This window comes from Curtobacterium sp. MCSS17_007 (assembly GCF_003234175.2).
GTDB lineage: Bacteria > Actinomycetota > Actinomycetes > Actinomycetales > Microbacteriaceae > Curtobacterium.
The window spans coordinates 2169183-2184143 of the sequence record NZ_CP126257.1 but is presented as its reverse complement, the minus strand read 5'-3'; the positions used below and the strand labels follow the sequence as shown (position 1 = coordinate 2184143).

14 protein-coding genes are annotated in these 14961 nt (G+C 72.7%); 12 read left to right on the top strand and 2 right to left on the bottom strand.

Translation table 11 applies throughout. The features are described 5' to 3' along the window. Positions 1–33 precede the first annotated feature (33 nt). The 8 genes from DEJ22_RS10305 to DEJ22_RS10270 all read left to right on the top strand — a co-directional run bounded on the left by DEJ22_RS10305 (position 34) and on the right by DEJ22_RS10270 (position 7379). Entirely contained in the window at positions 34–393 is a 360-nt protein-coding gene (locus DEJ22_RS10305) for a cytidine deaminase (protein ID WP_502862546.1), read from the top strand. Between the two features lies 1 nt (position 394). Beyond that, positions 395–1684, top strand: a complete 1290-nt coding sequence (locus tag DEJ22_RS10300) for a thymidine phosphorylase (protein ID WP_111227061.1) — start codon at positions 395–397, stop codon at positions 1682–1684. A gap of 118 nt (positions 1685–1802) precedes the next feature. Next, the gene (locus DEJ22_RS10295; protein ID WP_111227060.1) at positions 1803–2915 is read left to right on the top strand and encodes an adenosine deaminase; all 1113 of its coding nucleotides are present in this window, start codon (positions 1803–1805) and stop codon (positions 2913–2915) included. A 3-nt stretch (positions 2916–2918) separates the two neighbouring features. Then, a complete protein-coding gene (locus DEJ22_RS10290) occupies positions 2919–3365 on the top strand; it encodes a PTS sugar transporter subunit IIA (RefSeq protein WP_111227059.1) in 447 nt (148 codons plus the stop codon). Continuing rightward, a complete protein-coding gene (locus DEJ22_RS10285; RefSeq protein ID WP_111227058.1) occupies positions 3362–3640 on the top strand; it encodes a PTS sugar transporter subunit IIB in 279 nt (92 codons plus the stop codon). Before DEJ22_RS10290 ends, DEJ22_RS10285 begins: the two co-directional genes overlap by 4 nt. A 32-nt stretch (positions 3641–3672) precedes the next feature. Next, the gene (locus DEJ22_RS10280; protein WP_111227057.1) at positions 3673–4500 is read left to right on the top strand and encodes a purine-nucleoside phosphorylase; all 828 of its coding nucleotides are present in this window, start codon (positions 3673–3675) and stop codon (positions 4498–4500) included. Between the two features lie 65 nt (positions 4501–4565). Beyond that, complete coding sequence (locus DEJ22_RS10275) at positions 4566–6254, top strand: phospho-sugar mutase (protein ID WP_502862544.1); 1689 nt, start codon at positions 4566–4568, stop codon at positions 6252–6254. 537 nt (positions 6255–6791) lie between these two features. After that, on the top strand, positions 6792–7379 hold the full coding sequence (locus DEJ22_RS10270; RefSeq protein ID WP_111227056.1) for a type IV toxin-antitoxin system AbiEi family antitoxin: 588 nt from the start codon (positions 6792–6794) through the stop codon (positions 7377–7379). A 103-nt stretch (positions 7380–7482) separates the two neighbouring features. Here the strand turns inward: DEJ22_RS10270 and DEJ22_RS10265 are convergent, their stop codons facing one another. Next, on the bottom strand, positions 7483–9261 hold the full coding sequence (locus DEJ22_RS10265) for an acetyl/propionyl/methylcrotonyl-CoA carboxylase subunit alpha (RefSeq protein WP_111227055.1): 1779 nt from the start codon (positions 9259–9261) through the stop codon (positions 7483–7485). A 79-nt stretch (positions 9262–9340) separates the two neighbouring features. Beyond that, positions 9341–10150: a Maf family protein gene (locus DEJ22_RS10260; RefSeq protein WP_111227054.1), complete on the bottom strand. Its 810-nt coding sequence runs from the start codon at positions 10148–10150 to the stop codon at positions 9341–9343. Positions 10151–10164: 14 nt separating this feature from the next. Between DEJ22_RS10260 and DEJ22_RS10255 the strand changes: the two genes are divergently transcribed. From DEJ22_RS10255 to DEJ22_RS10240, 4 genes are all read left to right on the top strand, one after another. Further along, positions 10165–11424: a class I SAM-dependent RNA methyltransferase gene (locus tag DEJ22_RS10255; RefSeq protein ID WP_111227053.1), complete on the top strand. Its 1260-nt coding sequence runs from the start codon at positions 10165–10167 to the stop codon at positions 11422–11424. A gap of 129 nt (positions 11425–11553) precedes the next feature. Beyond that, complete coding sequence (locus DEJ22_RS10250) at positions 11554–12270, top strand: response regulator transcription factor (protein WP_111227052.1); 717 nt, start codon at positions 11554–11556, stop codon at positions 12268–12270. A 134-nt stretch (positions 12271–12404) separates the two neighbouring features. Beyond that, entirely contained in the window at positions 12405–13577 is a 1173-nt protein-coding gene (locus DEJ22_RS10245) for a sensor histidine kinase (protein WP_146241747.1), read from the top strand. Then, positions 13574–14623, top strand: a complete 1050-nt coding sequence (locus DEJ22_RS10240; RefSeq protein WP_111227050.1) for a DUF8320 family protein — start codon at positions 13574–13576, stop codon at positions 14621–14623. The genes DEJ22_RS10245 and DEJ22_RS10240 overlap by 4 nt, the downstream gene beginning before the upstream one ends. Positions 14624–14961 lie beyond the last annotated feature (338 nt).

Here is a 14961-nt window from a genome sequence, read left to right as displayed (position 1 = left end):
TGGAGCGCCCTGCGGGACGCCGCGACCGCCGCCATGCGACGGGCGTACGTGCCGTACTCGTCGTTCCCGGTGGGCGCAGCGGCGCTCACCGACGACGGTCGCATCGTCTCGGGCTGCAACGTCGAGAACGCGTCGTACGGGGTCACCCTGTGCGCCGAGTGCTCGCTCGTCTCGCAGCTGCACATGACCGGCGGCGGCAAGCTCGTCGCCTTCACGTGCGTGGACGGCGACGGCGCGACGCTCATGCCGTGCGGGCGTTGCCGGCAGCTGCTGTTCGAGCACTCGACCGAGGGCATGCTCCTCGAGACCGTCTCGGGCATCCGGACGATGGACCAGGTGCTGCCCGACGCGTTCGGCCCGCGCACCCTCGCCACCTACCAGCAGGAGCACTGACATGGCCGTCGAACCGTTCGACACCGTCGACCTCATCCGCACGAAGCGCTCGGGTGACGCCCTCTCCACCGCCGAGATCGACTGGCTCGTCGACGCCTACACCCGCGGGTACGTCGAGGACCCACAGATGGCGGCGCTGGCGATGGCGATCTTCCTCAACGGCATGGAGCGGCGGGAGATCAAGGACCTGACGCTCGCGATGATCGCGTCGGGGGAGCGGATGTCGTTCGGCTCTCTCGGCAAGACGACGGTCGACAAGCACTCGACCGGCGGGGTCGGTGACAAGATCACGCTGCCGCTCGCACCGCTCGTGGCCTCGTTCGGCGTGGCCGTCCCGCAGCTGTCCGGGCGCGGGCTCGGCCACACCGGCGGCACGCTCGACAAGCTCGAGTCGATCGCCGGTTGGCAGGCATCGATCTCGAACGACCGCATGATGCAGGTGCTGTCGGACGTCGGAGCGGTCATCTGCGCCGCCGGTTCCGGGCTGGCCCCGGCGGACAAGAAGCTCTACGCGCTCCGTGACATCACCGGCACCGTCGAGTGCATCCCGCTCATCGCGTCGAGCATCATGTCGAAGAAGATCGCCGAGGGCACGGGTGCGCTCGTGCTCGACGTGAAGTTCGGCTCCGGTGCGTTCATGCCCACCTACGAGGCGTCGCGGGAGCTCGCGCAGACGATGGTCGACCTGGGGAACGACGCCGGGGTGTCGACCTCGGCGCTGCTCACCGACATGGAGGTCCCGCTCGGCCTCACCATCGGCAACGCGCTCGAGGTCCGCGAGTCGGTCGAGGTCCTCGCCGGCGGTGGACCGGCCGACGTCGTGTCGCTCACCGTCTCGCTCGCAGAGGAGATGCTGCGCCTGGCCGGTCTGCCCGACGCCGACCCCGCCGCGGCGCTGGCCGACGGCCGAGCCATGGACACCTGGCGACGGATGATCGAGGCACAGGGCGGTGACCCGGCGGCGGCCCTGCCGGTCGCCCGTGAGCAGCACGTCGTGACCGCGACGGAGTCCGGCGTGCTCGTGCAGCAGGACGCCCTGCCGTTCGGCATCGCGGCGTGGCGCCTCGGGGCCGGCCGTGCCCGGGCACAGGACCCCGTGCAGGCCGGTGCGGGCATCGAGTTGCACGTCAAGCCGGGCGACACCGTGACCGCGGGGCAGCCGCTCTGGACGCTGCACACCGACGAGCCCGCGCGCTTCGGACGGGCGCTCGAGTCGCTCGAGGGCGCTTGGGCGGTCGGCGAGGCGGCCGAGCAGCGCGGGCCGATCGTCCGCGAGCGCATCACGGCCTGATCGCGCACCGCCCGGACGGAGGCTCCCCACCGCGCTGTGGGGAGCCTCCAGTGCGTCAGGGGTCCCGTTGTCCACAGGCTCCTGCGCGGATTCGGCGACCACCGATAGCCTGGAGCGCATGAGCGCCGACGCCCCGACCCACCGCCTTCCCGACGCCGGGGCGGTCATCGACGACCTGCCGAAGGTCTCCCTGCACGACCACCTCGACGGCGGTCTGCGTCCCGCGACGATCGTGGCGCTGGCGGACGAGGCGGGCATCGAGCTGCCGACCACCGACCCCGACGCGCTCGGGCAGTGGTTCGCGGACCAGGCGGACTCCGGGTCGCTCGTCGAGTACCTGAAGACCTTCGACGTCACCGTCTCGGTGATGCAGACCGCGCCGCAGCTCCACCGCGTCGCCAAGGAGTTCGTGGAGGACCTCGTCGCCGACGGTGTCGTCTACGGCGAGATCCGGTGGGCGCCGGAGCAGCACCTGCGCGGTGGGCTGACGCTCGACGAGACGGTCGAGGCGGTCCAGGCGGGCATCACCGAGGCCGTCGACGCCGCGGGCGGCTCGATCCGCATCGGGCAGCTGGTCACCGCGATGCGGCACGCCGACCGGTCCCTCGAGATCGCGCAGCTCGCCGTGCGGCACCGCGACCGCGGCGTCGTCGGCTTCGACATCGCGGGGGCAGAGGTCGGCTTCCCGCCCGCGAACCACCGCGCGGCGTTCGAGTACCTCGCGTCCGAGCTGTTCCCGGTGACCGTGCACGCGGGTGAGGCGGACGGCCTCGCCTCGATCCGCTCGGCGCTGGTGGACGGCCGTGCGCTCCGACTCGGCCACGGCGTCCGCATCTTCGAGGACATCTCCCTGTCCGACGCCGGCGACGGCTCGACCCTGGCGTCGCTCGGCGAGGTCGCCTCGTGGGTCCGCGACCGCGAGATCCCGCTCGAGGTCGCACCGCAGTCGAACCTGCAGACGGGTGCGATCGCCGCGTGGGGCGACGACCTCGCCGACCACCCGTTCGACGTGCTCTACCAGCTCGGCTTCCGCGTGACGGTCAACACCGACAACCGCCTCATGAGCCGCACCTCGCTGTCGAAGGAGCTCGCGCTCCTCGCCGGCACCTTCGGGTACGACCTCGACGACCTCGCCGCGTTCCAGATCAACGCCGCGCTCGGTTCGTTCCTCCCGCTGGAGGACCGCGAGGAGATCATCGCCACGATCACGGCCGGACACCAGGAGGCCTAGGCGATGCCCCTGCCACCGCTGCCGGACGAGGCCGTCGTGCTCGGGGCGACCGCGTCGTCGTGGCGTGACGCGCTCCGGCTCGCGGGCGGTGCGCTCGTGACGTCCGGCGCCGCCACGCCGGCCTACACCGACGCGATGATCGACCTGGTCCACGAGCACGGTCCCTACATCGTCATCGCACCCGGACTCGCGTTCGCGCACGCCCGGCCCGGGCCGTCCGTGCGGCACGACGGCCTGGCGGTCGTGACGCTCCGTGAACCGGTGGTGTTCGGGCACGCGCACAACGACCCGGTGTCCGTCGTCCTCGGGTTGGCGGTGGCCGAGGTGGGGACGCACCTCGAGTCGATCGGCGAGATCGCGAACACGTTCAACGACGACACGGTCACCGCCCGGTTGGCGGCGGCGACCTCGGCGGACGAGGTCCGGACGATCATGGGGGTACCGGCGTGAAGATCGTGACCATCTGTGGTGCGGGCATCGGGTCGAGCGGGATCCTCAAGGTGAACGCGGAGAAGGCCCTCGACGCCCTGGGGCTCGCTGCCGACGTCGTGGCGGCCGACATCGCGTCGGTGCGGGCCGTGGCCGAGGACGCGAACGTCATCCTCACCAGCGCGGAGTTCGTCGAGGCGATCGGGGACACCTACGCCGAGGTCATCGTGATCCGGAACCACTTCGACCAGGGCGAGATCACCGGGGCGGTCGACCGGGCGCTCGGGGAGCACTGAGCGGCTCCCGACACTGCCTCTAGAGTTGGGGCATGAGCACGGAGAACCCGCTGAACGACCCCGCCACCGACCCGTTCGAGGTCGCCCGCGACGCCGCCGCCGTCATCGCCGACCGGTCCGGCATCGAGCGGCACGACATCGCCCTGACACTGGGATCCGGCTGGGGCAAGGCCGCCGACATCGTCGGCGAGACGGTGTCCGAGATCCCCGCGGCCGAGGTCCCCGGCTTCAGCGCCTCGGCGGTGCCCGGACACTCCGGCACCGTCCGGTCGATCCGCCTCGGCGACGGCCGCCACGCACTCGTCATCGGTGCGCGGACGCACTACTACGAGAACCACGGCGTCCGTCGCGTCGTGCACAGCGTCCGCACCGCCGCGGCCACCGGTGCCTCGATCATGGTGCTGACGAACGGCGCCGGTGGCATCAAGGAGCACTGGAAGCCCGGCACCCCGGTGCTCATCAGCGACCACATCAACCTCACCGCGGACAGCCCCCTCGAGGGCGCGACGTTCGTCGACCTGACCGACCTCTACTCGGCGCGGCTGCGGGAGATCGCGAAGTCGATCGACCCGACCCTCGACGAAGGCGTCTACACGCAGTTCCGCGGCCCCCACTACGAGACCCCGGCCGAGGTCCAGATGGCGAAGGCGATCGGCGGGCACATCGTCGGCATGTCGACCGCGCTCGAGGCCATCGCCGCCCGGCAGGCCGGCATGGAGGTCCTGGGCTTCTCCCTCATCACGAACCTCGCCGCGGGCATCCAGAAGACCCCGCTCTCGCACACCGAGGTGCTCGAGGCCGGCAAGCAGGCGGAACCGGTCATCGCCGACCTCCTCGCCCGCGTGGTGGCGGCGCTGTGACCCGGCACGAGGGCGCCTCGGACGGTGCCATCGCGGACGGCGACCTCGGCGAGGGCACCGAGCCCGTGACGGACGGCGGTGCCGCCGACGGTCTGGAGGCCGTGCTCACCGCCGCCAGGTCCTGGTCGGAGCAGGACCCCGACAGCGAGACCCGTGCCGAGCTGGAAGCGCTCGTCGCGTCCGCCTCGTCCGGCGACGCCGCCGCGGCGGACTCGCTGCGCGAGCGTTTCTCCGGGCGCCTCGCGTTCGGCACCGCGGGACTCCGCGCCGAGCTCGGTGCGGGGCCGCAGCGCATGAACCGGGTCGTGGTCACGCAGGCCGCCGCGGGGCTCGCCCGCTTCCTCATCGACACCGGCCGCGACCGCAGCGTCGTGATCGGGTACGACGGCCGCGTCAACTCCGACGTCTTCGCCCGCGACTCCGCCGAGGTCATGCGCGGCCTCGGGCTCGAGGTCACCCTGCTGCCGTCCGCGCTGCCCACGCCGGTGCTCGCGTTCGCGGTGCGCCACCTCGGGGTCGGGGCGGGCGTGATGGTGACGGCGAGCCACAACCCGCCGCGCGACAACGGCTACAAGGTGTACCTCGGAGGCGACGACGACGGTTCGCAGATCGTGCCGCCGGTCGACGGCGAGATCGCCGCGGCGATCGACGCCGTCGCGGCGGGCGACGTCCGCGACCTCGTGCGCGCGACGGACTACACGGTGGCGACCCCGGCCCTGGTCGAGGCGTACGTCGAGGCGACGGCCGCGACCGTGCCGGCCCCGGCCCTCCCGGCCGACGCGCAGCCGAAGGTCGTCTACACGGCCATGCACGGGGTCGGGTGGGAGACCGCGCGCGCCGTGTTCGCCGCGGCGGGCTTCGCCGAACCGGTCGTCGTGCCCGAGCAGATCGAGCCGGACGGGGCCTTCCCGACGGTGTCCTTCCCGAACCCGGAGGAACCGGGCGCGATGGACCTGTCGGTCGCGCAGGGCGTCGCGGTCGGCGCGGACCTGGTCATCGCGAACGACCCGGACGCCGACCGTCTCGCCCTCGCGATCCCGGACGGCCAGGGCTCGTTCCGTCGGCTCTCGGGCAACGAGGTCGGGTGGCTGCTCGGCTGGCGCGCCGCCGCTCGTGCACAGGCCGCGGGTCCGTCGGACGGGTCGGGCGTGCTCGCCGCATCGATCGTGTCGTCACCCGCGCTCGCACGCGTGGCAGAGCGCCACGGGCTCGGGTACCGGGACACGCTGACCGGCTTCAAGTGGGTGTCGCGTGTGCCCGGGCTGGTGTTCGGGTACGAGGAAGCGCTCGGGTACCTCGTCGACCCCGGCGTCGTGCGCGACAAGGACGGCATCTCGGCTGCCCTCGCGCTGCTCGACCTCGCCGTGGAGCTGGCCGCCGACGGCAGGACGATCGCCGACCAGCTCGCCGCGTTCGCCGCCGAGTTCGGGGCGTTCGCCTCCGGGCAGGTGTCGACCCGCGTGGACGACCTCTCGCGCATCGGGGAGATCATGGCGTCCCTGCGGTCGACGGCGCCCACGTCGCTGGGTGGCCTGGACGTCGTCGGCGTGACCGACTACTCCGACGGGGTCGAGGGGTTCCCGCCGTCCGACATCCTGCGCTACGACCTCGAGGGCGGCGCACGGGTCATCGTCCGCCCGAGCGGTACCGAGCCCAAGGTGAAGGTCTACATCGACACGGTGGCCGACACCCCCGCCGAGGCGCAGGCGCTGGTCGACGCCCTGGCCGCCGACGTCCGCCCGCTCGTGTCGTAGCGGCGCGCGCCCACTGTCGCGGGCCGCGCTTCGAACCACGAATCCGACATCGAACCAGCCCCTCGTGCTGGTTCGATGTCGGATTCCTGGTTCCGAGGCACATCCTCGGGCAATTGTGAGCGGCGTGAGCCCTCCACAGCGTCCGTACGAGCGGCCCACGGAGACGGCGTGTTCGCGCAGGCTCGGGGGCATGGCACCGCTGCACGTGATCCGCAGTCACCCCGACCCGTCCGTCGCTCGCCTCCAGCAGCGCGACGTCGCATCGGGACGCCTCGTCCGCATCGGGCACGGTGCGTTCGTCGCGCGCTCCGAGTGGGACGCCGCGACCGAGTGGGAGCGCCACACCGCGCGCGTCGTGGCCGCCTCCGGACGTTCCCCGCGTCTGTACGCGTCCCATGCCTCCGCAGCGGTCCTGCACCGCCTGCCGTGGATCTCCCCGGTACCGGATCGCCCGACCCTGACGGACCCGGCACGATCCACGTCGCAGCGGACTCGGTTCGTCGACAAGATCGCGGCCCCGAGCGTGATCGTTGCCTCATGCGCATCGAGGGCGTGCTCGTCACCGGACCGGCGGACACCGCAGTGGACGTCGCGGTCCGCTACGACCGGGCTCGCGGGTTGGCGGTCGCCGATGCGGTCGTGCGACGGGGAACCCCTCGCGAAGCGCTGCTCGACCGGTACGCCGAGCGACCCGCGGTCCGTGCGCATCGTCGCGCGCGCCAGGTGCTCGAACTGGCGTCCGGTTTGTCCGAATCAGCGGGGGAGAGCGTCGCGCTCCTCGTCATGCGTGACGTCGGCTGCCCGCCGCCGACGCAGCAGCAGCTCTTCCACGATGCGTCCGGGCCGATCGGTCGGGTGGACTTCTGGTTCCCGGACCAGGGTGTGGTGGTCGAGTTCGACGGCCTCGCGAAGTACCGGGATCCGGCGATGCGTCGCGGTCGGAGCGCCGACGAGGTCGTCGTCGCGGAAAAGATCCGCGAGGACCGCCTGCGCGCAGTGCCCGGCGTCCGGCACGTCGTCCGGCCCATCTGGCGCGACGTCGTGACGGGCGGCCGCTTCCCAGCGATGCTCGCCGACGCGGGCCTCCCGGTGCGACGCGGCGTTCGTGCGACCCCTGCGTGGTGAGCGGCGCGCAACGTCGGTGCGGAACCACGAATCCGACATCGAACCAGGGGCCGTCCTTGGTTCAATGTCGGATTCGTGGTTCGACGCGGCGGCTGCGGCCGCGCTACGCGAGCTCGAGCAGCACGTGGCCGGACGAGATCGTCTGGCCGACGGGGGCGTTCAGGCCGGTCACGACGCCGTCGCGCGGGGCCTGCACCGGCTGCTCCATCTTCATGGCCTCGAGGACGACGAGCAGGTCGCCCTTCACCACGGTGTCACCCTCGGCGACCGCGAGCTTCACGACCGTGGCCTGCATCGGCGACGTCACCGAGCCCGAGGAGGCGAGCCCGCCCTTCACGCCGGACGAGCGGCGCTTCGGGGGAGCGGACGGCCCGGCGGGACGACGACCGGCGGCTCCGGCGGCGCCACCACCGACGATCGACGGCATGGTGACCTCGATGCGCTTGCCCTGGACCTCGACGACGACGCTCTCGCGTGCGGCCGGTGCGGGGAGCTCCTCGGGGGAACCGCTCCACGCCGGGATGTCGTTCTGGAAGTCGGTCTCGATCCACTGCGTGTACACGCTGAACGGCGTCTCGTCGTCCGTGGCGAACGCCGGGTCCGACACGACCGCGCGGTGGAAGGGCAGCACGGTGGGCAGGCCGGTGACCTCGAACTCCGCGAGGGCCCGGCGCGAGCGCTCCAGTGCCTCTTCGCGGGTGGCACCGGTGACGATGAGCTTCGCGAGCATCGAGTCGAACGAGCCGGAGACGACGTCGCCGGAGACGACGCCGGAGTCGACGCGGACGCCGGGGCCCGACGGTGCGGTGAAGGCGTGGACGGGGCCGGGGGCCGGGAAGAAGTTGCGACCCGGGTCCTCGCCGTTGATGCGGAACTCGAACGAGTGCCCGCGGGGTGCCGGGTCCTCGTAGTCGAGCGTGCCGCCCTCGGCGATGCGGAACTGCTCACGGACGAGGTCGATGCCGGTGACCTCTTCGGACACGCAGTGCTCGACCTGCAGGCGGGTGTTCACCTCGAGGAACGACACGGTGCCGTCGGCACCGATGAGGAACTCGCAGGTGCCGGCACCGACGTAGCCGACCTCGCGGAGGATGGCCTTCGACGACTCGTACAGGCGCTCGGTCTGCGACTCGGTCAGGTACGGCGCCGGCGCCTCTTCGACGAGCTTCTGGTGCCGACGCTGCAGCGAGCAGTCGCGCGTCGAGACGATGACGACGTTGCCGTGCTCGTCGGCGAGGCACTGGGTCTCGACGTGACGCGGCTTGTCGAGGTACTTCTCGACGAAGCACTCGCCCCGACCGAACGCGGCGATGGCCTCACGCGTCGCCGACTCGAACTGCGACTCGATCTCGTCGCGCGTGCGGGCGACCTTCAGGCCGCGGCCACCGCCACCGAACGCGGCCTTGATGGCGACGGGCAGCCCGACCTCGTCGGCGAACGCGACGACCTCGGAGACGTCCTGCACGGGCTCGATCGTGCCCGGCGCGAGGGGCGCACCGACCTTCTCGGCGACGTGACGGGCAGACACCTTGTCGCCGAGCTGCTCGATCGACTCCGGCGAGGGGCCGATCCAGGTCAGGCCGGCGTCGATGACGGCGCGGGCGAAGTCGGCGTTCTCGGCGAGGAAGCCGTAGCCGGGGTGCACGGCGTCCGCACCGGACCGGCGGGCCACCGAGATGATCTTGTCGATGACGAGGTAGGTGTCGGCGCTCGTGGTGCCGTTCAGCGCGTAGGCCTCGTCGGCGAGGCGGGCGTGGAGGGCGTCACGGTCCTGGTCGGCGTACACCGCGACCGATGCCTTGCCTGCGTCGCGGGCCGCGCGGATGATGCGGACGGCGATCTCGCCGCGGTTCGCGATGAGGACCTTGCTGATACGGGGCATGGTTCATCAGCGTATTCGTGCTGCGCGACCGTGAATTGAGCGGCATCGACAAAGAACCTCGCGGATCAAGTGTGGATGTCTACAGCGCCCACAGGTCGTGCCATGCGACGCCGAAGCCGCGGAGCAGCATCGAACGCAGCACCGGCAGGGAGAGCCCCACCACGGCGGAGGGTGCGCCGTCGATCCGGGTGATGTACGCGGCGGCCCGTCCGTCGATCGTGAACGCGCCCGCGACCTCGAGCGGTTCACCCGTCGCCACGTAGGCGTCGATCTCCTCCGTCGACATGTCGTCGGCGAAGGTGAGCACGGCGCTGTCGACCGCGACGACGTGGTCGCCCGCGGCGACCATCGCGGAGCCGCCGGGCGAGACGTCACCCAGGTGGCCGGCCACGCCGAGCGCCCCGCCGCCCGCCGCGTCCACCTGCCGGACGGGAGGCACGGTGCCCGTCCGCCCCGCGCCTCCCGGACCGTCCGCGCTCGTCCCCACCGCCGTGGCTGGTCCGCGGTCGAGCCGACGGTCCACGACGCAGTGCCCGCTCCACAGCGTGCCGCCGCCCGCGGCGAGCATCTGCCGCCAGCGTTCCTGGGCCACGGCCGGGTCGTGGGGCTTGCCGTACAGCACGCCGTCCACCTCGAACGCCGAGTCACCGCCGAACACGAAGCCGTCCACCGGGGAGCCGGCCACGCGCGCGTCCGCGACGGCGTCCGCCTTCGCGACCGCGAGCAACCCGACCAGCTCCGGACCGGTGAGGTCGCGTCCGAGCACCGCCGCAGCCGCCGCCACCGCGGCGTCCTCGTCGACCCCCGGCGCGACGAGCACCGGTTCGATGCCGGTCTGGGCGAGGAGCGCACGACGGGCGGGGGAGGTACTCGCGAGGTACAGACGCATGGGAACATCGAACCATGGGTGAATCCGTCGGAACGCTGCTCGAACTCGACGTCACCGGGATCGCCCACGGCGGCATCTCGGTGGCACGGCACGAGGGGCGCGTGGTCTTCGTCTCGGACGCGATCCCGGGCGAGCGCGTCGTCGCGCGGGTGACCGAGGACCGGAAGAAGTCGTTCTGGCGCGCGGACACGGTGTCCGTCGTCACCCCGAGCGAGCACCGCGTCGACCACGTCTGGCCCGAGGCCGCGCTCGACCGTGACCCGGCCGTCCGCGCCGGCGGTGCCGAGTTCGGGCACATCGCGCTCCCGCACCAGCGCACCCTGAAGCACGACGTCCTGGTCGACGCCTTCGCGCGCTTCGCCCGCACCGACCTCGCCGAGGTCCTCGGGCACGACGTCGCGGTCGAGGCGGCCCCCGGCGACGACGCCGCGAACGGCCTCGGCTGGCGCACCCGCGTCCGGCTCCACGTCGACCAGGACGGGACCGCGGGCCCGTTCGCCGCCCGCTCCCACACCGTCGTGCCGGTGACGTCGCTGCCGCTGGCCGCCGAGCGCGTGCAGGACAGCGCCCCGCTCGGACGCGGTGCGATGCCCGGTGCCTCGGTCGTCGACGTCCTCGCGCCGAGCGGTTCCGAGGGCGCGCGGCTCGTGATCGACGAGCAGAAGCCGACCGTGGTGACCGAGGTCGTGGGAGCGCGCTCCTTCGCGGTGGACGACAACGGCTTCTGGCAGGTGCACCGCCAGGCCCCGACGGTGCTCACCGCGGCGGTGCAGGACCTGGTCGACCGCGACCGGCTCGACCCGGAGGGGCAGCACCTGGACCTGTACGGCGGCGTCGGCCTCCTCGCCGCCGCGCTCGGTGACGTCGTCGGTCCGAAGGCGCGCATCACGAGCGTCGAGAGCGCCCCGCGTGCCACCGAGCACGCGCAGGAGAACCTGTCCGAGTGGATCGGCGCGCGCGCCGAGACCGGTCGCGTCGACCGCTGGCTCGCACGGACCGCCGCCGCGGCCTCCCGCCCGGAGCAGGAGCGCTTCCGCGCGGGCACCGTCGTGCTCGACCCGCCCCGCTCCGGCGCGGGCCGCGAGGTCGTCGTGCAGATCGCCGCGCTCCAGCCGGCGCAGGTCGTCTACGTCGCCTGCGACCCGGTCGCGCTGGCCCGCGACGTCGCGACCTTCGCCGACCTGGGGTACCGGCTCGAGGCGCTGCGGGCCTTCGACCTCTTCCCGCACACGCACCACCTGGAGGCCGTCGCGCGCCTGGTGCCGATCGCCTGACGCCCGTCGTCACCGGAGCAGTGTGACGCGGTGTCCCGGAAACCCGTGACCGCCCCCGACCTGGGTATCCTTGGGCGGTGATCGCTCCCGGCGACAGGGGCCGGGCGTGCATCGGAACGAGAGGCCACCGTGGCAGCAGACACGAACACCAGCACCGGAGCGACCGGATTGGCCACCAGGCCCGTCCGGGTCGCGATCGTCGACGACCACGAGTCCGTGCGGCTCGGCATCCAGGCGGCGTGCCAGAACGAGGGGTTCGAGGTCGTGCTCACCGCCGCGAGCGTGCCCGAGTACGTGGCGCAGCTCGACGGCCGTGAGGTCGACGTCGTGGTCCTCGACCTGTCGCTCGGTGACGGCTCGACCGTGACCGCGAACGTGAAGGGCGTCCAGGGCACCGGTTCGGCGGTCCTCGTGCACTCCATCGCCGACCGGGTCGCCAGCGTGCGTGAGGCCCTGGCCGCCGGTGCCGCCGGGGTGATCCCGAAGTCCTCGGCGACGAAGACCGTGATGGCAGCCGTCGCGACCGTCGCCCGCGGCGAGGTGCTCAACAACCTCGAGTGGGCGAGCGCCATCGACGCCGACCGTGACTTCGCGAAGGCGCAGCTCGGTCGCCGCGAGCGGGAGATCCTGCACCTGTACGCCTCGGGTCTGCCCCTCAAGCTCGCCGCCCAGCAGCTCGGGATCGGGTACTCGACGGCGCGCGAGTACCTCGACCGGATCCGCGTGAAGTACGTCGAGGTCGGGCGGCCCGCGCCGACGAAGGTCGACCTGCTGCGCCGCGCGGTCGAGGACGGCATCCTCCCCGGGCTCGACTCGGGGATCGACCCCGACACCGACGGCCGCTGACCCCGATGGCCACGACGGCCGGACCGGCCCGGTCGGCAGGCGTGCCGGGCCGGACGTCCGACGCCCCCGGACCCGTGACGGAGGGTGGGGCGCCGACAGAACCGGCGCCGTTCGGGGTCGACCCCCTGCGAGGCGTGCGCCCCGCGATCACGCAGGCGTCCGTCGAACGACTGTTCGCGATCCTCATCGCGCTCGCCGCGATCGGTTTCGGCGCGGTCTACGCGCCGCAGGTCGTCGGGCAACTGCCGTACCTGGATCCGGTGTGGGGGCCCGTCTCGGCGGGGCTGCTCGGGGCGTCGTTCCTCTTCGTCGGCGTCTCGGCGTTCGTCCAGCGGCTCGCGCAGGTCGCGCAGATCACCTGCGCGCTGCTCTTCCTCCTCGTCCTCGTGACGTGGCCGGTCATCGTCCGCGAGGCCATCCCCGCGAACCAGGTGCCCTGGCCGTGGTGGTTCCTCACCGTGGGCTCGACGGCCGCGGCGATGGGCTTCGCGCCCTGGCGTGCGACCGTGTACACCGCACTCGTGCCCGCCGTGTACGTCGTCGTGCGGCTCACGCCGCTCGGCGGTGACGCGGGGCTCAGCGCGGTGCTCCAGGGCGTGTACACGGCGATCCTCAGCGGTGCGGTCCTCGTCATCGCCGTGCTCCTCCGCAGGGCCGCCGCGGCCGTCGACGCCGCGCAGGCCACCGCGGTCCGGCGCTACTCGCACGCGATCCGCGAGCACGCGACCGAGGTCGAGCGGGTGCAGGTCGATGCGATCGTGCACGACAGCGTGCTCACCACGCTGCTCTCGGCTGCCCGGGCGGACACCCCGGAGGCGAAGGCCCTCGCCGCCCGCATGGCGCGCAACGCCATCGACCACCTCGGAGCCGCTGCAGCCGACCTGCCGGGAGCGGCCCCGCCGGTCACGGTGCACGACCTCCGCGCGCGCATCGTCGACGCCGTCGGTGCACTCGCCGCTCCCGTCCGGTTGCGGGACGCGCCCGTCGGCGGGTTGCGCATCCCGGCGACGGTCGCCGACGCCCTCGCCTCGGCGGCGTTGCAGGCGTGCGTGAACAGCGTGCAGCACGCCGGCGGTCCGGAGGTCGAGCGGTGGGTCCGGGTGGAGCAGCGCGGGAGCACGGTGCACCTCGAGGTCGGGGACGACGGCTCCGGCTTCGACCTGGCTGCCGTCCCCGCCGCCCGACTCGGGGTCCGCCGTTCGATCATCGAGCGGGTGCAGAGCGTCGGCGGCACCGTCGTGGTGGCGAGCAACCCGGGTGCCGGCACCCGGATCCGGCTCGGGTGGGGCCCCGGGGGTGACGCGTGAGGGTCTCGCTGCCGGCCGGCATCGCCATCGGGCTCGCGGCGCTGTTCTCCGTCTTCCACCTGGTGCTCGGCGTGGCGTCGTTCCCGTACGTCCGGGACGTCGGCCCGGTCCTCGCGTGCATGGCGCTCTACGCGGCTGCCAGTGCCGTCGCGATCTTCCTGCCCGGACGCGTGCTGCCGGTCTGGGCGGCGTGCTTCTCGCTCGCCACCGCGCTGGTCATGCCGGTCATCGCCGCACCCGTCGTGGACCTGTCGGACAAGGACGACTGGGCCACCTGGTGGGTCGCGGCGATCGGCACGCTCATGGTGGTGCTCGTCGTGCGGGGCCGGAGGGCCTTCGCGTGGGCGGGCGTCGGCTTCGTCACGCTCTTCGTCGTGGCCTGGGCGGGACCGGGCGCCTTCGGGGCGCTGGGATTGGTCGGCAACCTGACGTGGGTCGCGGTGGCGACCGGGTTCGCCGTCGCGATGGACCGGGCGAACCGGGCGACCCTCGACTTCGTCCGTGCCGAGCAGGAGACCGCTGACTGGCAGGCGGCGCAGGACGCCCACGTCTTCGAGCGGCAGTTCCGCCTGAGCCAGACGACGCGCATGGCGCTGCCGATGCTGCAGCAGGTCATCGAGCAGGGCGGGGAGCTGACCGAGGAACAGCGGGCGGAGTGCCTGCACCTCGAGCAGGCGATCCGCGACGAGATCCGCGGGCGGTCGCTGCTGTCCGATGACGTCCGCGACGAGGTCATGCGCCTCCGTCGTCGCGGCGCCACCGTGCAGCTGCACGACGACGGCGGTCTCGACGACCTCGAGGTGGACGACCTCCGGCGCGTGCACGCCCAGGTCGCCGAGGCGCTGCGACGTGCGCGCGAGGCCGACAACGTGATCGTCCGGACCGTGGCCGAGGGGTCCGGATCGGCCGTCACCATCGTCGGCCTCCGGCTCGACACGGCCGCCAGCGAGTCGGCGGCGCTCGGCGCCGGGCTGGACGACGAGGACGACGACGAGGATGACTCGGTCGTGCTCTGGCTCGAGATCCCGCGGCACGTCACCGCCTGACGACCACCCGGTCCTCGTCCCGACCACCGCCCGACGGCGAGGGGGCTCGCGAGGACGACGACAGCCCGAGCGTGACCGCAGCGACGGCGGCTCGACCCGTGCGGCGGGGCCGGGAACGGGAACGGGCCGGTCCCTGGGGGACCGGCCCGTTCACGACCCGAGCCTGAGCGACAACCCGAATATCGCCCTGGCTCGTAGCTGGACGGTGGCGTCGTACCCTAGTCGGCCACCGACCCGCGATGTTCTTCATCGAAGGACACCGAACACTGACAACTATGCCCCGTGCGCGTGCCCGTGTCAGTCGTCATTATGGGGGACAGATCGGGCCGGAGCGGGGC